Origin of the sequence: Actinomadura sp. NPDC048394 (genome assembly GCF_040651755.1) — a bacterium.
GTDB lineage: Bacteria > Actinomycetota > Actinomycetes > Streptosporangiales > Streptosporangiaceae > Spirillospora > Spirillospora montaniterrae.
This window is the reverse complement of record NZ_JBEZJL010000051.1, coordinates 1-19,470: the sequence shown is the minus strand read 5'-3', so window position 1 is coordinate 19,470 and position 19,470 is coordinate 1. Positions and strand designations below refer to the sequence as shown.

The 19,470-nt window shown below is 73.8% G+C and carries 16 protein-coding genes; 5 read left to right on the top strand and 11 right to left on the bottom strand.

Features of this window, described 5'->3' with window-relative positions:
- Window positions 1-57 precede the first annotated feature (57 nt).
- Together mgrA and AB0C78_RS32190 are read right to left on the bottom strand one after the other, a co-directional pair.
- Window positions 58-1,083, bottom strand: coding sequence for an L-glyceraldehyde 3-phosphate reductase (gene mgrA / locus AB0C78_RS32195; RefSeq protein WP_360755198.1), 1,026 nt, complete (start codon window positions 1,081-1,083; stop codon window positions 58-60).
- Window positions 1,084-1,157: 74 nt separating this feature from the next.
- Window positions 1,158-2,729, bottom strand: a complete 1,572-nt coding sequence (locus tag AB0C78_RS32190; RefSeq protein WP_360755195.1) for an AMP-binding protein — start codon at window positions 2,727-2,729, stop codon at window positions 1,158-1,160.
- A 220-nt stretch (window positions 2,730-2,949) separates the two neighbouring features.
- Here AB0C78_RS32190 and AB0C78_RS32185 point away from each other — a divergent pair, with 220 nt between their 5' ends.
- The 4 genes from AB0C78_RS32185 (at window position 2,950) to AB0C78_RS32170 (ending at window position 7,648) form a co-directional block, all read left to right on the top strand.
- On the top strand, window positions 2,950-4,071 hold the full coding sequence (locus AB0C78_RS32185; protein ID WP_360755192.1) for a zinc metalloprotease: 1,122 nt from the start codon (window positions 2,950-2,952) through the stop codon (window positions 4,069-4,071).
- Between the two features lie 25 nt (window positions 4,072-4,096).
- Complete coding sequence (locus AB0C78_RS32180; RefSeq protein ID WP_360755189.1) at window positions 4,097-4,432, top strand: hypothetical protein; 336 nt, start codon at window positions 4,097-4,099, stop codon at window positions 4,430-4,432.
- 187 nt (window positions 4,433-4,619) lie between these two features.
- The gene (gene paaZ / locus AB0C78_RS32175) at window positions 4,620-6,659 is read left to right on the top strand and encodes a phenylacetic acid degradation bifunctional protein PaaZ (protein WP_360755187.1); all 2,040 of its coding nucleotides are present in this window, start codon (window positions 4,620-4,622) and stop codon (window positions 6,657-6,659) included.
- Between the two features lie 62 nt (window positions 6,660-6,721).
- Window positions 6,722-7,648, top strand: coding sequence for a LysR family transcriptional regulator (locus AB0C78_RS32170; RefSeq protein WP_360755184.1), 927 nt, complete (start codon window positions 6,722-6,724; stop codon window positions 7,646-7,648).
- On the opposite strand, the gene AB0C78_RS32165 is transcribed toward AB0C78_RS32170, so the two are convergent.
- The 3 genes from AB0C78_RS32165 to AB0C78_RS32155 are packed head-to-tail and all read right to left on the bottom strand — an operon-like array spanning window position 7,626 to window position 11,451.
- Window positions 7,626-8,768, bottom strand: a complete 1,143-nt coding sequence (locus AB0C78_RS32165) for a Glu/Leu/Phe/Val dehydrogenase (RefSeq protein ID WP_360755181.1) — start codon at window positions 8,766-8,768, stop codon at window positions 7,626-7,628. The two genes, AB0C78_RS32170 and AB0C78_RS32165, sit on opposite strands and share 23 nt — an antisense overlap.
- A complete protein-coding gene (locus AB0C78_RS32160) occupies window positions 8,761-9,903 on the bottom strand; it encodes an FAD-binding oxidoreductase (protein WP_360755178.1) in 1,143 nt (380 codons plus the stop codon). Before AB0C78_RS32160 ends, AB0C78_RS32165 begins: the two co-directional genes overlap by 8 nt.
- A 9-nt stretch (window positions 9,904-9,912) precedes the next feature.
- Window positions 9,913-11,451 carry an aldehyde dehydrogenase family protein gene (locus AB0C78_RS32155; protein ID WP_360755176.1) on the bottom strand — a complete coding sequence of 513 codons (1,539 nt, stop codon included), beginning with the start codon at window positions 11,449-11,451 and terminating at the stop codon, window positions 9,913-9,915.
- Window positions 11,452-11,673: 222 nt separating this feature from the next.
- Between AB0C78_RS32155 and AB0C78_RS32150 the strand changes: the two genes are divergently transcribed.
- Window positions 11,674-13,803: a thiamine pyrophosphate-dependent enzyme gene (locus AB0C78_RS32150; RefSeq protein ID WP_360755173.1), complete on the top strand. Its 2,130-nt coding sequence runs from the start codon at window positions 11,674-11,676 to the stop codon at window positions 13,801-13,803.
- Window positions 13,804-13,872: 69 nt separating this feature from the next.
- On the opposite strand, the gene AB0C78_RS32145 is transcribed toward AB0C78_RS32150, so the two are convergent.
- From AB0C78_RS32145 to AB0C78_RS32120, 6 genes are all read right to left on the bottom strand, one after another.
- A complete protein-coding gene (locus AB0C78_RS32145; RefSeq protein WP_360755170.1) occupies window positions 13,873-14,883 on the bottom strand; it encodes a substrate-binding domain-containing protein in 1,011 nt (336 codons plus the stop codon).
- A gap of 35 nt (window positions 14,884-14,918) precedes the next feature.
- Window positions 14,919-15,968: an ABC transporter permease gene (locus AB0C78_RS32140; protein ID WP_360755167.1), complete on the bottom strand. Its 1,050-nt coding sequence runs from the start codon at window positions 15,966-15,968 to the stop codon at window positions 14,919-14,921.
- Complete coding sequence (locus tag AB0C78_RS32135) at window positions 15,965-17,458, bottom strand: sugar ABC transporter ATP-binding protein (RefSeq protein WP_360755165.1); 1,494 nt, start codon at window positions 17,456-17,458, stop codon at window positions 15,965-15,967. Before AB0C78_RS32135 ends, AB0C78_RS32140 begins: the two co-directional genes overlap by 4 nt.
- 12 nt (window positions 17,459-17,470) lie before the next feature.
- Window positions 17,471-17,869, bottom strand: coding sequence for a D-ribose pyranase (rbsD, locus tag AB0C78_RS32130; protein ID WP_360755162.1), 399 nt, complete (start codon window positions 17,867-17,869; stop codon window positions 17,471-17,473).
- Window positions 17,866-18,810 (bottom strand): ribokinase, encoded by a 945-nt coding sequence (locus AB0C78_RS32125; protein ID WP_360755160.1) that lies wholly within the window; start codon window positions 18,808-18,810, stop codon window positions 17,866-17,868. The genes rbsD and AB0C78_RS32125 overlap by 4 nt, the downstream gene beginning before the upstream one ends.
- Before the next feature lie 90 nt (window positions 18,811-18,900).
- On the bottom strand, window positions 18,901-19,470 hold a 570-nt coding region (locus AB0C78_RS32120; protein WP_360755158.1), incomplete at its 5' end, for an aldehyde dehydrogenase family protein.

Here is a 19,470-nt window from a genome sequence, read left to right as displayed (position 1 = left end):
ATGCCGCCGTCGTGCCCGGTCCGGGGACGACGATGCAGACTCCGCCGCCGCCTTCGGTCAGTCGGCGCTGGACGCCGCCCAGATGTTGATGCCGGCCTCCACCGCGTCCCGGTCGATCGCCTCCAGCTCGTCCGGCGTGAAGTCGAGCCGGTCCAGCGCCGCGAGGTTCTCCTCCAGCTGCGCGACGCTGCTCGCGCCGATCAGCGCCGAGGTGACCCGCGCGTCCCGCAGCGACCAGGCGAGGGCCATCTGCGCGAGCGACTGGCCGCGCCCCCGGGCGATCTCGTCGAGCGTCCGGACGTGCCGGACGTTCTCCTCGGTCAGCAGGTCGCTGGAGAACGAGGTGTTCCGGCTGGCCCGCGACCCCTCCGGGATGCCGCCGAGGTACTTGCCGGTGAGCATGCCCTGCGCCAGCGGCGAGAACGCGATGCAGCCGACGCCCTCCTCCTCCAGGGTGCCGAGCAGGCCGCCCTCGATCCACCGGTTCAGCATCGAGTAGGACGGCTGGTGGATCAGCAGCGGCGTCCCCATCTCCCGCAGGATCCGCGCGGCCTCCGCGGTGCGCTTCGGCGAGTACGACGAGATGCCCGCGTACAGCGCCTTCCCGGACCGGACGGCGTGGTCCAGCGCGCCCATCGTCTCCTCCAGCGGCGTGTCCGGGTCGAACCGGTGGCTGTAGAAGATGTCGACGTAGTCCAGCCCCATCCGCTTCAGGGACTGGTCGAGGCTGGCGAGCAGGTACTTGCGCGACCCCCATTCGCCGTACGGGCCGGGCCACATGTCGTAGCCGGCCTTCGTCGAGATGATCAGCTCGTCCCGGTAGGGCGCGAGGTCCTCGCGCATGATGCGGCCGAAGTTGGTCTCCGCCGACCCGTAGGGCGGCCCGTAGTTGTTGGCGAGGTCGAAGTGCGTCACCCCGAGGTCGAACGCCCGCCGCAGGATCGCCCGCTGGACGTCGATCGGGCGGTCGTCGCCGAAGTTGTGCCACAGCCCGAGCGAGATCGCGGGGAGCCGCAGCCCGCTGCGCCCGCACCGCCGGTAGGGAATTCGTTCGTATCGGTCGCCGTCGGCCGTGTAAGTCATGGTCACGAGTATTTCAGCCCGCCGCGCCGGACCTCGGCGCCGGTCACCGCGATGATGGTGGGCGGCGCGGCCGGTCAGGGCTCCGGGAGGGTGTGCTTGAGGACCTTGCCCGCCGGGTTGCGGGGGAGGGCGTCCAGGAAGACGACCTCGCGGGGCACCTTGTGGCGGGCGAGGTTGGCGGCGACGTGCTTCTTCACGTCGTCTTCGCCGAGGCCCTCGCCGTCGGCGGCGACGACGACGAAGGCGCGTAGGCGCTGGCCGAACTCCTCGTCGGGGACGCCGACGACGGCGGCCTCCGCGATGGCGGGATGCGCGGCCAGCAGGTCCTCGACCTCGCCCGGGTGGACGTTCTCCCCGCCGGAGACGATCATGTCGTCGGCGCGGCCGTCCACGTGCAGCCGGCCGCCCTCGTCGACATGGCCGAGGTCGCCGACGGCCATCAGCCCGCCGACCTCCTCCTTGCCGCCACCGCCGGTGTAGCCCCCGAACCGGGCGGGCGAGTCGACGAAGATCCGGCCGGTCGCGCCGGGGGCGACGGGGCGGTCGTCGTCGCCGAGGATCGCGACGGTCGTGCCGGCGGGCGGGCGTCCGACGCAGCCGGGCGCGGCGGCGAGGTCCTCGGGCGTGGCGATGGTGATGCAGGACGCCTCGGTGGAGCCGTAGAAGTTGTGCAGGACGGGCCCGAACGCCTCGGCGGTGCGGCGGGCGAGGTCGGGGTCCAGCCGCGCTCCGCCGGTGAGGATGACCTTGAGCCGGGACAGGTCGCGGGCGTCGAGCGCGGGCGAGGCGAGCAGCCGGTTCAGCATCACCGGGACGGCGATCAGCGACGTGCAGCGGTGCTCGGCGAGGTCGGCCAGGACCGCGGCGGCGTCGAAGCGGCGGCGCAGCACGAGGGTGGAGCCGAGGCCGAGCGCGAGGACGGCGCAGGTCAGCCCGAACCCGTGGAACAGCGGCGGGCCGACGAACATCGCTTCGCGGCCCCGGAACGGCACCTTCGACAGGATGCCGCCGGGCAGTGCCATCGACGGCGACTGCGAGCGCGGCGCGCCCTTCGGCCGGCCGGACGTGCCGCTGGTGAGGATCACCATCGAGCCGTGCCGGGACGGCGCGGGCGGGGGAGCGGCGCCGCCTTCGGCGATGAGAGCGTCGAGGCCGGCGTCGGTGTGGCGGGGCAGGTCGAGGCCGTCGGCGACCGCCGCGAACTCCTCGTCGTGCACCAGGACGGTGACGCCCTCGCGGGTCACGGCGTCGCGCAGCTGCGGCGCGGCGAAGTCGGTGTTGAGGAACAGCACGGACGCGCCGGTCTTGGCCGCCGCCGACATCGCCTCCAGCAGGCCGCGGTGGTTGCGGCACAGGATGCCGACGGTGGAGTCCGGGCCGACGCCGCGTTCCCGGAACGCGTTGGCGAGGGCGTTGCAGCGCCGCTCCAGCTCGGCGAACGTCAGCGGGCCCCGCTCGTCCACGAGCCCGACGCGGTCGGGGAAGCGCTGGGCGGGCAGCGAGGTCACGGCGCCGAGCGGCCCGTAGGCGCGCAGGGCGCGCGCCGCCCGCAGCAGCGCGGCCGGCGGCATCGGGCCGATCATCCCCGCGCGGGCGGCGGCGCGCAGGCCGGTCAGCTCGGCGGAGACGCGGGAGAGCGTGGGCATGCGCGCAGCGTAGTGAACGGAGGAACAGATCATCAAGATCTGTAACTTCGTTCGGGTGGGTCGTGAATGCCGAGTGAAATGTAGACGTCTGGGGGTTTGACGGTAGTTTGCGGCTTTTCGAGCTTAGGGTGCCGGTGGTGGTTGGTAGGGCTCCCGGCACGGCAGGGGGAGGCCCGCGCGGGAGAGGCGGGCCTCGGCCGCGAGATCCGAGAGGACCACCATGACCGAGTACAACCCCTTCCCGGCCCCGTCGCGCGACCTGTGCGGCGCCATGCACGTCCACCGCCGGCTGCTGAACGAGAGCATGACCTACCGGGCGCAGCGGGCGCGCATCGAGAACCGGGCTCTCCAGTACGAGACCGGGCGGCGCGCCTCCGTCCGCAGCGGCGTGGTCACCATCCCGGTCGTCGTCCACGTGGTGCACAACCCGCGCACCCCGGCGCAGAACATCGGCGACGCGCAGATCCACAGCCAGATCGACGTCCTCAACCGGGACTTCCGCGCCGCCAACCCCGACGTGTCGCGGGTGCCGGACGCGTGGAAGCCGCTGGTGGCCGACATCGAGGTCGAGTTCGCGCTCGCGACCGTGGATCCCCACGGCGCCCCGACGGGAGGGATCGTCAGGGCCGAGACGGACCGCACCGGCTTCGACTCGCACGACGCCGTGAAGGCGGCGGCCAGCGGCGGCGCCGATCCCTGGCCGAGCGACCAGTACCTCAACCTGTGGGTGTGCCAGCTGGGCGAGGGCCTGCTGGGCTACGCGCAGTTCCCCGGCGGCCCGCCGCAGACCGACGGCGTGGTCATCCTGCACTCGGCCTTCGGGACGACCGGTACCGCCGCGGCCCCGTACAACGGCGGCCGCACGGCGACGCACGAGATCGGGCACTGGCTCGACCTGTTCCACATCTGGGGCGACGACGACGGCGCGTGCAGCAACGACGACCGCGTCGCGGACACGCCGAACCAGGCCAACTCCAACGTGGGCAAGCCGGCGTTCCCGCACGTCACCTGCAACAACGGCCCGAACGGCGACATGTTCATGAACTATATGGACTACGTGGACGACGACAGCATGTTCATGTTCACCCGCGGCCAGCGCGAGCGGATCAACGCCTGCCTCGAGGGGACGCGCGCCTCGTTCCTCGTGGCGCACCAGGCCGCGCCCGCGACACCCGCCGCGCCCGCGCCCGAGACGAGGCCGGTGGAGGCTCAGACTCCGGGGTACGTCGCGCAGGACGCCGACGTCGAACGGCTGCTCCACGACACCGAGCGCCTGACCCGGGAGGCCCTGACCGACATCCACGACGCGCTCGGGCTCGTCGGCCACCGCTTCGGCGGATGACGGGACGATCGCCGGAGGAGGCGCCATGACCGGAGGAAGCGGCACGGACGGCACGCCGGCCCCCGTCACGGGCACGTGGGTCCACGCCTTCGAGGAGGACACCCCGGCCGCGGCGGTGTACCGGCCGGAAGGCCGGCCGCTCCCTCCGGCCCGCCGCCCGCGGCGGCGCCTGGAGTTCCGCCCGGACGGCACCGTCACCGAGCACCGTCCCGCTCCCGACGACCGCCTCGCCGAGCGCGAGGGCCGGTGGGAGCGGCGGGGGCCGGAGCGGATCGCCGTCGACTTCCCCGGCGGGCACGGGGCACCGCTCGTCATGTCCGTCTCCAGGGACGACGGCGACAGGCTCCTCGTCGAGAACTGAGGGGCGGGGCCCCGGCCTCCGCCCTGCGCAAGATCACCGGCCTCCGTGTCCCTCGCAGCCGGAATCCTCCTTGCCGCGAGGCAGCATGTCGACAAAGAAACCCGTCCTGGGCTGTCATGTCTGCAAGGCGTGAACGCGCGCCGATCGTGGCAGGAAGAACCAGAGATATGCGGACGAGGAGGTCCCGGTGGTCGTGCTGCGCAGCTATGTGTCGGGTTCATGGCGTGCTCCGGAGGACGAGGGGGCGCCGTTGCACGACGCCGTCACGGGGGAGGAGATCGCGCGGATCTCCTCCGCGGGGGTCGACATGGGCGCCGCCCTGGACCACGGGCGGGCGGTCGGCGGGCCGGTGCTGCGGGAGCTGACGTTCCACCAGCGCGCCGCGCTGCTGAAGGCGCTGGCGTCCCACCTGCGGGAGCACCGCGAGGAGCTGTACGCGCTGTCCGCGCGGACGGGCGCAACGCTGGGCGATTCCAAGTTCGACGTCGACGGCGGCATCGGTGTGCTGTTCGGCTATGCGAGCAAGGGCAAGCGTGAGCTGCCGAACGACACGGTGCTGGTGGAGGGCGGCGTCGAGCCGCTCGGCAAGGGCGGCACGTTCGTCGGCCAGCATCTGTGCACGCCGTCGCACGGCGTCGCGGTGCAGATCAACGCGTTCAATTTCCCGGTCTGGGGGCCGCTGGAGAAGCTCGCGCCCGCGTTCCTCGCCGGCATGCCGAGCCTGATCAAGCCCGCGAGCCAGACCGCGTACCTGACGGCCCGGCTGGTCGAGCTGGTCGTGGAGTCGGGGATCCTGCCGGAGGGCAGCGTGCAGATGGTCTGCGGCGACCCGCGCGACCTGCTCGACCACCTCACCGAGCAGGACGTCGTGGCGTTCACCGGCTCTGCCTCGACGGCGCGGCTGCTGCGGACGCATCCGGCGATCGTCGGCAACGCCGTCCGGTTCAACGCCGAGGCCGACTCGCTGAACTGCTCGGTCCTCGGCCCCGACGCGGCGCCCGGCACGCCCGAGTTCGACCTGTACGTCAAGCAGCTGGTCGCGGAGATGACCGTCAAGGCGGGGCAGAAGTGCACCGCGATCCGCCGCGCGCTGGTCCCCGCCGCGCTGATCGACGCCGTGACGGAGGCCGTCCAGGAGCGGCTGGCGCGGGTGACGGTCGGGAACCCGGCCGATCCGGACGTGCGGATGGGCGCGCTCGCCACCCTCGACCAGCGCGAGGAGGTCCGCCGGTCGCTCAAGGCGCTGACGGACGCGGGCCGGATCGTGTACGGCGACCCGGAGCGGGTCGAGGTGAGGGGCGCGGACGCCGAGCGCGGCGCGTTCATGTCGCCGGTGCTGCTGCGCGCCGACGACACCGGGCGCGCCGAGCCGCACGAGGTCGAGGCGTTCGGCCCGGTCAGCACCCTGATGCCGCACGCGGACGCGGCGGACGCGATCGCGCTCGCGGCGCGCGGCCGGGGCAGCCTCGCCGGGTCCGTGGTGACCGCCGACGCCGAGTTCGCGCGCGACGTCGTCCTCGGCCTTGCGCCCTGGCACGGGCGGCTGCTGGTGCTGAACTCCGAGGACGCCAAGGAGTCCACCGGGCACGGGTCGCCGCTGCCCGCGCTCGTCCACGGCGGCCCGGGGCGCGCCGGCGGCGGCGAGGAGATGGGCGGGATCCGCGGGGTCGTGCACCACATGCGGCGCACCGCCGTCCAGGCCGGGCCCGCGATGCTCACCGCGCTCACCGGCCGCTGGGTGCCCGGCACCGACCGCACCGTCACCGACGAGCACCCGTTCCGCAAGCACCTGGAGGACCTGCGGGTCGGAGACACCGCCGTCGGCGGGCCCCGCGTCGTCACGCTCGACGACATCGGGCACTTCGCCGAGTTCACCGGCGACACCTTCTACGCGCACACCGACGAGGAGGCGGCCCGCAGGAACCCGCTGTTCGGCGGCCGGGTCGCGCACGGCTACCTCGTCGTGTCGTTCGCGGCGGGGCTGTTCGTCGAGCCGGCGCCCGGGCCGGTGCTGGCGAACTACGGGCTGGAGAACCTGCGGTTCCTCACCCCGGTGAAGCCCGGCGACGAGCTGACGGTGACGCTGACCGCCAAGCAGATCTCGCCGCGCGAGGGCGCCGACTACGGCGAGGTGCGCTGGGACACCGACGTCACCAACCAGGACGGCGCGTCCGTCGCCAAGTACGACGTGCTGACGCTGGTGGCGAAACGGCCCGCGCACGACTAGAACGGAAGGAGGGGGCGTCCGCGGGGAGACGTCGAAGCGCCGCCGGTCGACGGGGAGCACCGATGATCAGTCCCCTGCACATCCAGACCGTGCGCGAGGTCGTGCGCACCGGGTCGTTCGCGGACGCCGCCCGCAACCTCGGGTACACCGCGTCCGCCGTCTCCCAGCAGGTCGCCGCGCTGGAGCGCGCCTGCGGGCTGGTGCTGTTCGAGCGCCGGGCCCGCAGCGTGCGGCCGACCAGCGCGGCGTTCCTGCTGGTCAGCAAGGGCAACGACGTGCTGTCGGCGCTGGCCACGCTGGAGCGGGAGCTGCGCACCGTCGCCAGCGGCGAGCGCGGCGCGCTGCAGCTCGGCAGCTTCCCGACCGCCAGCGCCCGCATCCTGCCGCGGGTGCTGGCGGAGCTGTCGCGGATCCGGCCCGGCATCGAGATCAAGCTGTCGGAGGGCGAACCGGACGAGCTGCTGCCCGAGCTGCTGGACGGCGACCTCGACCTGCAGCTCGTCTACCGGTACGACCTGTTCCCGCGCGGCTGGCCCGACCAGATCATCGAGACGCCGGTGATGGACGAGAACCTGGTGCTGTGCGTCCCGGCCGGGCATCCGCTGGCGGGCCGGCGCACCGCGCGGCTGCGGGACCTGCGGTCGGAGACGTGGATCGCGAGCCGCCCCGACAGCTGCGGCGCGCAGGCGCTGCTGCGGCTGTGCGGCACCGCCGGGTTCACGCCGAACATCGCGTTCCGCAGCAACGACTACGCGGTGGTGTGCGGGCTCGTCGGCTGCGGCCTCGGCATCGCGCTCGTCCCGGCGCTCGGCTGCGTCCCGCATCCGGGCCTGCGGACGCTGCGGCTGAGCCGCCGCACGCCGCGCCGCCACGTGACCGTGCTGCGCCGCACCTCCAACAGCAACCCGCTGGTGAAGGACGCGCTGCGCGGGCTGATGGACGTGGCGCGCGACGTGGAGGCGGAGATCAGCGGCGCCACCGGCCCTTGAGCTCCATCGCGGCGCGCACGCGGTCCTGCGCGAGCGCCAGCGCCGCCTCGTGCGTGGTCGTGCCCTGCGCGCGGGCGGCGGCGAGCACCTTCGCGGTGTTGTCGCGCATCTTCGACGAGACCGCCGCGAACACCGCGCCGGGGTCGGGGCGGAACGCCGAGTAGCGGGCGTCCATCGCGAACCCGGCCGCGACGACGCCTCCGGCGTTGGCGACGAAGTCGGGGACGACCGTGACGCCGCGCTCCGCGAGGACCCGCTGCGCCGCGCGGTCGGTCGGCAGGTTCGCGCCCTCCACGACGATCCGCGCCTGGATCCGCCCGGCGACGTCCTCGCCGATCACGTCCTGCAGCGCGGCCGGGACGAGGACGTCCGCGGGCACCAGCAGCTCGGCGCCGACGTCCAGGAGCCGCCCGCCGTACTCCTTCACCGCCGCGTCGCCGGCCTCGCCGCGCAGCGCGAGAAGGCGCGCGACGTCCAGACCGTCGGGGTCGTGCAGTGCACCGTGGACGGTCGACACCGCGACGACGGTCGCGCCCAGCTCCGCCAGGCGGCGCGCGGCGGCGTGCCCGACCGCGCCGAACCCCTGCACCGCGACCCGCGCGCCGGACAGCTCCAGCCCCGCGTCGCGCGCGGCGGCGTCGGCGGCCTCCGCGACGCCGTACCCGGTCACGCCCAGCTCGTCGTAGGGCATGCCGCCCAGCGCGTGCGGGGTGCCGACCGCCGCGCCGCGGTCGCCCAGCTCGTCCTGGACGATCGCCGCGTCCCGTTCCGTCAGTCCCATGTCGAGGCCCGCGACGTACCGGGCCGGGATCTCCTGCGCCAGCGCCCGCACGAACGCCCGCAGGATCCCCTCCCGGTCCGGGGACGCGGGGTCGGCCGCGATCCCGGCCTTCGCGCCGCCGAAGAACAGGTCGGCGCCCGCCCACTTGTAGGTCATCACGCGGGCGAGCCGCGCGACCTCCGCGACCGTCACGCCCGGGCTCATCCGCATGCCGCCCTTCCCCATCCCGAGGGCGGTGTTGTCGATGACGAGGACGCCGCGCATCCCGGTCCGGGCGTCCGACACGCACACGACCCGCTCGGGGCCCCACTCGTCCATCAGCGCGAGCACGTCAGACACAGTTGATCTCCGGGCGGGGGCGGTCGCCGGCGAACCGCGCGGCGTGCAGGGGAGCGACGTCCACGAACGGCTCGCGGCGCAGGTACAGGTCGCGGACGACCTCCCCGACCGCCGGGCCCTGCAGGAACCCGTGGCCGGAGAACCCGGTCGCGTACAGGAACCGGGACACCCGGCCGTCCTCGCCGATCAGCGCGTTGTGGTCGGGGGTGACCTCGTACAGCCCGGCCCATCCGCCGGCGAGGCCCGCGTCGAGGAGGCGCGGCGCGCGGGCGGCGATGGCGCCGGTGAGCCGCGGCAGCCACGCGTCCGTCCGGTCGAGCAGGAAGCCGGGCCGCTCGTCCGGGTCGGACATGCCGAGCATCAGCCCCTCGCCCTCGCCGTGGAAGTAGAACGAGGTCGTGAAGTCGATCGTCATCGGCACGGGACGCGGCAGGTCCGGCATCGGCCCGGTGAACGCGATCTGCCGCCGCAGCGGTTCCACCGGCAGGTCGACGCCGGCCATCGCGCCCACCTGCGCCGACCACGCCCCGGCGGCGCACACGACGGCGGACGCGGCGATCCGTCCCCGCGAGGTCTCCACCGCCCGGACCTCACCGCCGTCCGCGTCGATCCCGAGCACCTCGCAGTGCGTGAGCAGCGTCGCGCCGTGCCGCCGCGCGGCGGTCGCGTACCCGAGGACGACCGACTCCGGCGTGCAGTGCCCGTCGTCGGGGGAGAACGCGGCGGCGAGGAGCCCGCCGGTCTCGATGAGCGGGGACAGCCGCCGCGCCTCCGCCACCGTGATCATCCGGCTGGGCACGCCGAGCTCGTTCTGCAGCGCGACGCTCTCCTCGAACGCCGCGACGTCCTCGGGCCGCGACAGCAGGAACAGGTACCCGACCCGGTGCAGGTCGATCTCCTGGCCGGGACGCTCGCCGAACCGCGCGAACGCCTCCAGGCTGCGGGCGCCGAGGCGGATGTTCACCTCGTCGGAGAACTGCGCCCGGACCCCGCCCGCCGCCTTGCACGTCGACCCGGAGCCCAGCTCGTCCCGCTCGGCCAGCACCACCCGCACCCCGGCCTCGGCGAGGTGGAACGCGATGCTCGTCCCCATCACCCCGCCGCCGATGACGACGACGTCCGCCTCGTGCCCCATCGCCCGCCCCTACAGCCGGAAGCCCAGGTCGGGGACGATCTCGGCGACGTCCATCTGCGCCTTCTGCAGCCGCCCCGAGTGGTCCCAGTTCATCGACTGCCAGCGGGTGAACTGGTCCAGCACCCAGACGCCGGACTGGCGGCTGCCGTTGCCGGACCGCCCGTTCCCGCCGAACGGCAGGTGCGCCTCCGCACCGGACGTCGAGTTGTTCACGCTGACCATCCCGGCGGAGATCCGCCGCCGGAACCGGAACACCTTCGCCGGGTCCGTGGTGTAGATCGACGCGGACAGGCCGTAGCCCGGCGCGTTCGCCAGCGCGATCGCCTCGTCCAGCGTCCGGTACGGGACGACGCCGACGACCGGGCCGAACGTCTCGTTCATGAACAGCTCGTCGGCGGGACCGACGCCGTCGACGATCACCGGGTGGTAGAAGAGCCCGGCCTCCGGGTCCCCGACGAAGCCGGCGCGCGGGTTCGCCGCGGTGATCCGCCCCGTGCCGGACGAGCCGTGCACCGCGTGGCCGCCGCCGACCCAGCCGAGCGTCTTCTCGAACCCGGCGGCGAACCGCTCGCTGATGAGCGGGCCGTACAGGACGTCCTCGAACGGGTCGCCGACCGGCGCCGCGCGCACCGCCTCGTCCAGCAGGCGGACGAACGCGCCGTGCAGCGACTCGTGCACGATCGCCGTCCCGAGGGACGTGCAGCGCTGCCCGGCCGTCCCGAAGCCGGAGAACAGGGCGCCCTCGACGGCGAGCGGCAGGTCGGCGTCTTCGGTCACCACCATCGGGTTCTTGCCGCCGAGCTCCAGGCACGGCGTCTGCAGGTGCCGCCCGCACAGCTCGCCGATCCGCGACCCGACCTCCGTTGACCCGGTGAACCCGACCTTGTCGACGAGCCCCTCGCCGAGCGCCCGCTCCAGCCCCGCGTAGGTCTCCGGGCCGTCGGCGTAGACGACGTTGAGCACGCCCTCCGGCAGGCCCGCGTGCGCGAACAGCTGGTAGAACGCATCGGCGCACGCCGCCGCGTACTCGGCGGGCTTCCACACCACCGCGTTCCCGCACAGCAGCGCCGGGACGATGTACCAGGACGGCACCGCGACCGGGAAGTTCCCCGCCGTGATCACGGCGACGACGCCGACCGGGTCGCGGAACGTGAACAGCTGCTTGTCCGGCATCTCCGACGGGACGGTCTGCCCGTACAGCCGCCGCCCCTCGCCGAGGAAGAACGCGCACGTGTCGGCGATCTCCTGGACCTCGCCGAGCGCCTCGGCGTACGGCTTGCCGACCTCGCGGGCGACGACGCGCGCCAGCGCCGGCTTGTTCGCCTCGACGAGCCGGCCGATCGACGCGACGACCTGCCCGCGGACCGGTGCCGGCACGTCGCGCCAGGCGTCCTGCGCCGCGCGCGCCGCCCGGCAGGCCGCGGCGAGGCCGGCGGCGTCCGCGAGGGACACCTCCGCGACCAGGTCCGCGGACCGGGAGGGATCGGTGGAGCGGTATGAGCGCGGCCCCGCCGGGATCCGGGCGCCGCCGATGACGGAGGTGAGCACGGTTCCCACACTGAACCGGCCGCCGGGCGCGGCCAAGATCGGGCAGAGCGCGGCTTGCTTACCGCGAGGCCAAGCCCGGCTGACGCTTCGCCCGCCGAGCACGCGCGTTAAGCATCCCTTGGCCACCTGACAACCGGATCGTGGTCTCGCACCGGTCGACCCGGGCGGCGCGCGCGCACGATGCTCGTTACCGGACCGCTTCACCGCACTGCAGGAGCCCGCATGGCCGAGCCCGCCGACCTCCACTTCCTGGAGCAGGCCGCGTCGCTGAAGCCGCCGGGGACCCCGCGCGCGCCCGGCACGCTCTCGGACGAGGAGTGCCTGCGGCTGTTCGACGCGCAGCTCGGGAGCCGGCACCTCGACCTCGCCGCGCGATGGCTCCGCGCCCAGGACCGCGGCTACTACACCATCGGGTCGTCCGGCCACGAGGGCAACGCGGCCGTCGCCGCCGCGCTGCGTCCCGACGACCCGGCACTCCTGCACTACCGGTCAGGCGCGTTCTTCCTGGAGCGGGCCCGGCAGGCTGGCGAGACGGACCCGCTCAGGGACGTGCTGCTCGGCGTCGTCGCGGCGGCCGAGGATCCGATCGCGGGCGGCCGCCACAAGGTGTTCGGCAGCCAACGCCTGCACATCGTCCCGCAGACCTCCACGATCGCCTCGCACCTGCCGCGCGCGCTCGGCGTCGCGTTCGCGATCGAACGGGCCGCGCGGCTCGGGGTCGCGTCGCCGTGGCCGCGCGACGCGGTGGCGGTGTGCGGCTTCGGCGACGCGTCCGCGAACCACTCGACGGCGGCGGGCGCGATCAACGCCGCGGTCAACTGCGGCTTCCAGGGGCTGCCGATGCCGCTGCTGCTGGTCTGCGAGGACAACGGCATCGGCATCAGCGTCCGCACCCCGCCCGGCTGGATCGAGGCCGCCTACGGCTCGCGGCCCGGCCTCGCCTACTTCCCGGCCGACGGCGGCGACCTGGAGGACGCCTTCGCGACGTCGCGCCGCGCGGCCGAGTGGGTGCGCGAGCACCGCCGCCCCGCCTTCCTGCATCTGCGCTGCGTCCGGCTGATGGGCCACGCCGGGTCGGACGTCGAGTCCGCCTACCGCACGCCCGCCGAAATCGCCGCGGACCTCGCCTCCGACCCGCTGCTGCGCACGGCGCGCCTCCTTGTCGACCGGGGCATCGCGACCGCCGACGAGGTCGTCCGGCTGTACGAGGCCAAGCGGCACGAGGTGATCCGGCGCGCGGAACGGGTGAGGGACGCGCCGCGGCTGGCGTCCGCCGCCGAGGTGATGGCCCCGATCCGGTACCGCGAGCCGCCGCCCGGCGCGGAGGCGCCCGGGCGGGGCGAGCCCGTCACGGTCGCGCAGGCGATCAACCGGACGCTCGCCGACCTGCTCGACGAGCGCCCCGGCATGGTCGTTTTCGGGGAGGACGTCGCCCGCAAGGGCGGCGTCTACGGCGTCACGCGCGGGCTGATGAAACGGGCGGGGGCGGCGCGGGTGTTCGACACCGTCCTGGACGAGCAGTCGATCCTCGGGCTCGCGCTCGGGTTCGGCCTCGCGGGCATGCTGCCCGTCCCGGAGATCCAGTACCTCGCCTACCTGCACAACGCCGCCGACCAGATCCGGGGCGAGGCAGCGACGCTGCCGTTCTTCTCGGCGGGGCGGTACCGGAACCCGATGGTGGTCCGCATCGCCGCCTACGCCTACCAGAAGGGGTTCGGCGGCCATTTCCACAACGACAACGCCGTGGCGGCGCTGCGGGACGTCCCCGGCCTCGTGATCGCCTCGCCCGCCAGGCCGGACGACGCCGCCGGGATGCTGCGCGCCTGCGCCGACGCGGCCGAACGCGACGGCCGCGTCTGCGCGTTCCTGGAGCCGATCGCCCTCTACCGCACGCGTGACCTGCACGAAGAGGGCGATGGCGGGTGGCTGGCGCCGGCCGGTGGGACGGTCCCGCTCGGGCGCGGCCGCACCTACGGCGACGGCCGCGACCTCACGATTGTCACCTTCGCCAACGGCCTGCGGATGAGCCTGCGGGCCGCGCGCCGCCTGGAGGCGGGTGGAGTCCGGTGCCGCGTGCTCGACCTGCGGTGGCTCGCCCCGCTGCCCGTGGACGACCTGCTGTGGGAGGCCCGCGCGACCGGCGCCGTCCTCGTCGCGGACGAGACGAGGCGGACGGGCGGCGTGTCCGAGGGCGTCCTGACGGCGCTCGCCGACGCGGGGTTCGGCGGCCGCGCCGCCCGCGTCGCGAGCGAGGACTCCTTCATCCCGCTCGGCGACGCGGCCTCCCACGTGCTGCTCTCGGAGGACGCCGTAGTCGAGGCCGCCGCGCGCCTGCTCGGCCGTCCCCGATGACGAGGGCACAGGCGCGCGGACGGCAACGGTCCCGCCGCCCCGGACCGGGCGGCGGGACCGAGAGCCGGGCTACTTCAGGGACGCCGGAACGTCGGCGGCGTCGCCGAGCCCGACCAGGTAGTCGGCGTACTCCTTGGCGCCGGCCTTCGTCACGAGCCGGCCCTGCAGCGTCTCGTCCGCCGCGACCTGCTTGCCCGCCAGGATGTCGGCGGCGAGCGCCATGACCTTCTGGCCGAGCGCGAACGGCGACTCGGCGTTGGTCGCGTACATGTCGCCCGCCGCGACGGCGGCCAGCGCGTCGGAGATGCCGTCGTTGCCGACGAGCTTCACCTTCCCGGCCAGGTTGCGGGCCTTCAGCGCGGACAGCGCGCCCATGGCCATCTCGTCGTTCGCCGCGTAGACGCCGTTGATGCCGGGGTTGGCCTGCAGCACGTTCGTCATCACGTTGAGCGCCTTCGCGCGGTCGAAGTCCGCGGCCTGCTTGGCGACGACCGTGATGCCCTTGTGCTTCGCGATCTCCTCGTTGAAGCCCTTGCTGCGGTCCTGCGCGACGTTCGTGCCGAGCAGCCCCTGGATCTCGACGACCTTGCCCTTCTCACCGACGGCCTCGGCGAGCGACTTGGCGGCGTTGCGCCCCGCCTGGACGGCGTCGTAGCCGACGAACGTCGCGAGCTTGCCGCCGGACGGCTTGCGGTCGAACGCCATCACCGGGATGTTCGCGCCGTTCGCCTGCGTCACCGACGACGTCGCCGACTGGGTGCTGACCGGGTCGATGATGAGGATGCCGGTCTGCTTGGACACGGCCGTCGTCGCCTGGTTCAGCGCGGCGGCGTCGCTGTTGTTGGCGTTCTGCACGTTCAGCTTGATGCCGAGCTTGGCCGCCTGCGCCTGCGCGCCGTTCTTGACGCTGACGAAGAACGGGTTGTTCAGCGTGCTCATGATGATCGTCGCGTCCTTCTTGCCGGACGCCTTGCCGGTGTCCGCGCCGGCGTCGTCGCCGGCGCGGCTGCACCCGGTGAGGGCGAGCGCGGCGGCGGCGGTCACGGCGATCGCGGCGCGGGTGGTACGGGCCACGCGCATGGGAATCTCCTTCGCGGGGGTGGGGTGGGAACCGGTCAGCGGGTCTTGGCGGCGGCGGTGCCGCGATGCGACGGGCCGCCGTGCGCGGTGCCGTCCGCGCGTTTCGGGATGAGGGAGCGCAGCACGTCGATGTTGCGGTCCAGGAACACGGCCAGCAGGATGACCAGGCCCTTCACGACGTTCTGCAGGAACGGCGACACGTCGAGGAGGTTCATCCCGTTGTCGATGACGCCGAGGACGAGCGCGCCCACGAGGGTGCCGAGCAGCGTGCCGCGGCCGCCCGCGAGGCTCGTCCCGCCGATGATGACGGCGGCGATGGCCTCCAGCTCCAGGCCGGTGCCGGCGGTCGGCTCGGCGGTCGACAATCGGGCCGTCAGGATGAACCCGGCGAGCGCCGCCAGCACCCCGCTGATCACGAACGCGAGGATCTTGACGCGGTCGGTGCGGACGCCGGACAGCCGCGCCGCCTCGGTGTTGTCGCCGGTGGCGTAGACGTGCCGGCCGAACCGCGTCCGGGCCAGCAGGTACCCGGCCGCCGCGAACACCACCAGCATGATCACGACGGGGACGGGCACGCCGGCGATCCGGCTCTGCCCGATGCCCTGGAAGTCGTAGTCGGTGACGGCGACCGGGTTGCCCTTGGTGAGCTGCAGGCTGAGGCCCGACAGCACCGACATGGTGGCGAGCGTCGCGATGAACGACGGCATCCGCGTCTTGGTGACGAGCAGCCCGTTCACCAGCCCGATCGCGGCGCCCGCCGCCACGCCCGCGGCGACCCCGGCGACCAGGCCGTGGTCGCGGAGCGTCTGCGCGGTGACGACGGCGGTGAAGCCGAGCGCCGCGCCGACCGACAGGTCGATCTCCGCCAGGATGATCACGTAGGTCTGGCCGACCGCGAGCAGCGCCGCGACCGACGTGGCCAGCCCGACGTTCATCAGGTTGTTGTGCGTCAGGAAGACCGGGGAGGCGATGGTCAGGACGACCCCGACCAGCAGCAGCATCCAGACCGCGCGCAGCCGGCGCGCGGCGGCGGCCGCCGAGGAGAGCCGGGACCGGGACGCGAGGCTCGTGACGGTGGAGGTCATGGGGCACCTACCAGTGCGTGTTCGAGGATGTTCTGTTCGTTCACGTCGTCGCCCGTGAGCTCGGAGACGGGCCGCCCCTCGCGCATCACGAGGACGCGGTCGGACATGGCGACGAGCTCGGGCAGGTCGGAGCTGACCAGCACGACGGCGACGCCGTCCGCGGTGAGCCCGTTGATGATCCGGTAGATCTCGGTCTTGGCGCCGACGTCGACGCCGCGGGTCGGCTCGTCCATCAGCAGCACCCGGGGGCCGGTCATGACCCACTTGGCGAACAGGGTCTTCTGCTGGTTGCCGCCCGACAGCGACCCGGCCGGGATCGACGGCGACGCCGCGCGGACCCGCAGGTCCGCCATCACCTTCCCGGTCGCGGCGCGCTCCCGGCCGCGCCGGACGACGTCGGCCGTGGTGAACCGGCCGAGGGACGGCAGCGACACGTTCGCCTCGACCGACTGCCGCATCGCGAGGCCCTCACCGGACCGGTCCGGGGTGACGTAGGCGATGCGCCCGGCGATCGCCCGCCGCGGGTCGCTCGCCCTGACCGGCTCGCCGTCCACGGTCACGGTCCCGGCGGTCAGCGGGTGCAGGCCGAACAGGGCGCGCAGCAGCTCGCCGCGGCCGCAGCCGACCACGCCGCCGATGCCGAGCACCTCGCCCGCCCGGACGTCGAGGTCCACGCCGTGGAACGCCGCGCCGCCCGACGCGCCCCGGACCCGCAGCACGACCCGGTCGGTGGCGTTGCGCTCCTTCGGGTAGAAGTCGTCCACGGCGTCGCCGACCATCGCGGTGACGACCCGGGCGGGCGTGAGCGACCCGGTGGGCTCGTCCAGGGTGACGCGGCCGTCGCGCAGCACGACGATCCGGTCGGACAGCTCGAACACCTCGTCCAGCCGGTGGCTGATGTAGAGGATCGTGACGCCCGCCTCGCGCAGCCGCCGGACCTGCTCGAACAGCCGCTCCGACTCGCGCTCGTCCAGCGCCGCCGTCGGCTCGTCCAGGATCAGCAGCCGCGGCTCGTGCGTCATCGCCTTCGCGATCTCGACCATCTGCCGCTCGGCGACGCCCAGCTCGCCGACGGGGCGCCGGACGTCGATGTCCAGGCCGAGGTCCCGCAGCGCGGACGACGCGGCCTCCGCCATCCGGCGCCGCGACACGCTCCACCGCCCGAACCGGCCCTCCCGGTCGAGGACGTGCATGTTCTCCGCGACCGACAGGTGCGGGAACAGGTTCTGCTGGAACTCCTGGTAGATGACCTCGATGCCGAGCGCCATCGCGGCCTGCGGGTCCTTCAGGACCGCGGCCTCGCCGTCGATGAGGACGCGCCCGCCGTCCGGCTGGTGCGCGCCGGAGATCACCCGGGTGAGGGTGGACTTGCCGGCGCCGTTCTCGCCGCACAGCGCGACGACCTCGCCCGGCTCGACCGCGAGGCTCACGCCCCGCAGCACGTGGTTCTCCCCGAACGACTTGTGGACGTCGGCCAGCTGCATCCGCATGTCGATCTCCCGTCAGTAGACGACGCCCGCGGTGAGCAGCACGTTCGCGTACGGGGTGAACTCCCCGGACCGCACCGCCGCCCGCGCGCCGCCGGTGGCCCGCTTGAACTCGGGGTGCGGGACGAACCGCACCGGCACGCCCGGGAGGCGCGCCTCGATCGCGGCGAGCATGTCCGGGCTGTGCTCCTTGATCTCCTCCGACATCAGGACGCCCTCCACGGCGACCTCGGCGAGGACGGCGTCCAGCAGGTCGAGGAAGCGCGGCAGGTTCTCCCGCACCGCCAGGTCGACCCGCTCCACCCCGGGCGGGATGGGCAGCCCGGCGTCGGTGACGGCGAGCAGGTCGGTGTGGCCGAGCTCGGAGATGACCCGGGCCAGCTGGCCGTTGAGCGTGCCGTTGTTGCGCCTCATCGGGCGGCTCCTTCCAGGGTGGTGCCGGTCATCAGCGCGTCCACCTCGTCGCGTCCGGGGAGGGACGGGCTCGCGCCGGGCCGGGTCGTCGCCAGCGCGCCGGCGGCCATCCCGCGCCTGATGGCACGTTCCACGTCGTCGCCGGCCGCGAGCGCCGCGCCGAGTGACCCGGTGAACGCGTCCCCGGCGGCGGTGGTGTCGACGGCGGTGACCTCGTAGGCGGGGTAGTGGCGGGCGCCGGCGGCGGTGACGGACACGGCGCCGCCCGCGCCCAGCGTGATCAGCGCGTGGCCGACGCCGCGGTCGAGGAACCACCGCCCCGCCCGCTCTGCGGACGCCGCGTCGGTCACCTCCACGCCGGTCAGCCCGGTCGCCTCGCTCTCGTTCGGCGTGACGAGGTCGATGTGCCGCCACGCGTCGTCCGGCAGCGGCTGCGCGGGGGCGGGGTCGAGGACGACCGTCAGCCCGGCCGTGCGGCCCGCCTTCGCCGCGTGGCAGGTCGTCGCGGCGGGGACTTCGAGCTGCAGCAGCAGGACCCCGACCTTCCCGGCGGTCGCGGCGATGCTCGCGTCGACCATCGCCGGGCCGAGGTCCGCGTTCGCCAGGGGAGTGATGACGATGTCGTTCTCGCCGGACGCGTCGACCCGGATGTGCGCGACGCCCGTGCGGCCGTCCACGGTCCGGACCTGGTCCAGCTCGACGCCGTGCGCGCGCAGGCCGTCCAGGACGATCTCGCGGAACGGGTCCCGGCCGACGCACCCGGCGAGCCACGTCCGCGCCCCCGCGCGGGCGGAGGCGACCGCCTGGTTCGCCCCCTTCCCGCCGAGCACGAGGGTGAAGTCGTCGCCGAGCACGGTCTCGCCGCGCCGCGGGAACCGTGCGCTGAACGCGGTCACGTCCGCGGTGATGCTGCCGACGACGAGAACACCGTGGGGTTCCATCGCGGTCCTCCTGTTCCGGCTGTTCGAGGCATGAGTGGGGAGAGGTCACGGCGGTTCCGCCGTGTCCTTGGGCGTCGTGCGGTCGTGGGTCTAGACCCCGACGGGATGCCAGACGGTCTTGGTCTCCAGGAACGCGGTCATGCGCGCGGTCCCGGGATCGGCGGTCCAGTCGGTGGCGGTGGGGCGGTGGACGCGTTTGAGGTTGCCGGCGGCCTTCTCTTCGAGGTCCTGGACGTGCTCGTCGGGGACGCCGGTGAGGTCGATGGCGTTGACGTCCATGTGGGAGGCGAGCCAGGGGGCGAGTTCGGTGCGGTGTCCGGTGAGGATGTTCACGACGCCGCCGGGCAGGTCGGAGGTGGCGAGGACCTCGGCGAGGGTGATCGCGGCGAGGGGTGCGGGCTCGGAGGCGACGATGATGGTGGTGTTGCCGGTGACGATCGCGGGTGCGATCACCGAGACCAGGCCGAGCAGGGGTGAGTCGGGGGCGATGACGGCGACGACGCCGGTGGGTTCGGGGGTGGAGAAGTTGAAGTAGGGTCCGGCGACGGGGTTGGCGGCGCCGGCGACGGCGGTGATCTTGTCGGCCCAGCCGGCGTACCAGACCCACCGGTCGATCGCGGCGTCCACCTCGGCGGCGGCCTGGGTTTTGGAGGCGCCGGT

Bases quoted from the DNA above. Each gene is read 5' to 3' on its own strand.
- mgrA (WP_360755198.1), bottom strand. From the start codon at position 1,083: ATGACTTACACGGCCGACGGCGACCGATACGAACGAATTCCCTACCGG.
- AB0C78_RS32190 (WP_360755195.1), bottom strand. From the start codon at position 2,729: ATGCCCACGCTCTCCCGCGTCTCCGCCGAGCTGACCGGCCTGCGCGCC.
- AB0C78_RS32185 (WP_360755192.1), top strand. From the start codon at position 2,950: ATGACCGAGTACAACCCCTTCCCGGCCCCGTCGCGCGACCTGTGCGGC.
- AB0C78_RS32180 (WP_360755189.1), top strand. From the start codon at position 4,097: ATGACCGGAGGAAGCGGCACGGACGGCACGCCGGCCCCCGTCACGGGC.
- AB0C78_RS32170 (WP_360755184.1), top strand. From the start codon at position 6,722: ATGATCAGTCCCCTGCACATCCAGACCGTGCGCGAGGTCGTGCGCACC.
- AB0C78_RS32160 (WP_360755178.1), bottom strand. From the start codon at position 9,903: ATGGGGCACGAGGCGGACGTCGTCGTCATCGGCGGCGGGGTGATGGGG.
- AB0C78_RS32150 (WP_360755173.1), top strand. From the start codon at position 11,674: ATGGCCGAGCCCGCCGACCTCCACTTCCTGGAGCAGGCCGCGTCGCTG.
- AB0C78_RS32145 (WP_360755170.1), bottom strand. From the start codon at position 14,883: ATGCGCGTGGCCCGTACCACCCGCGCCGCGATCGCCGTGACCGCCGCC.
- AB0C78_RS32140 (WP_360755167.1), bottom strand. From the start codon at position 15,968: ATGACCTCCACCGTCACGAGCCTCGCGTCCCGGTCCCGGCTCTCCTCG.
- AB0C78_RS32135 (WP_360755165.1), bottom strand. From the start codon at position 17,458: ATGCGGATGCAGCTGGCCGACGTCCACAAGTCGTTCGGGGAGAACCAC.
- rbsD (WP_360755162.1), bottom strand. From the start codon at position 17,869: ATGAGGCGCAACAACGGCACGCTCAACGGCCAGCTGGCCCGGGTCATC.
- AB0C78_RS32125 (WP_360755160.1), bottom strand. From the start codon at position 18,810: ATGGAACCCCACGGTGTTCTCGTCGTCGGCAGCATCACCGCGGACGTG.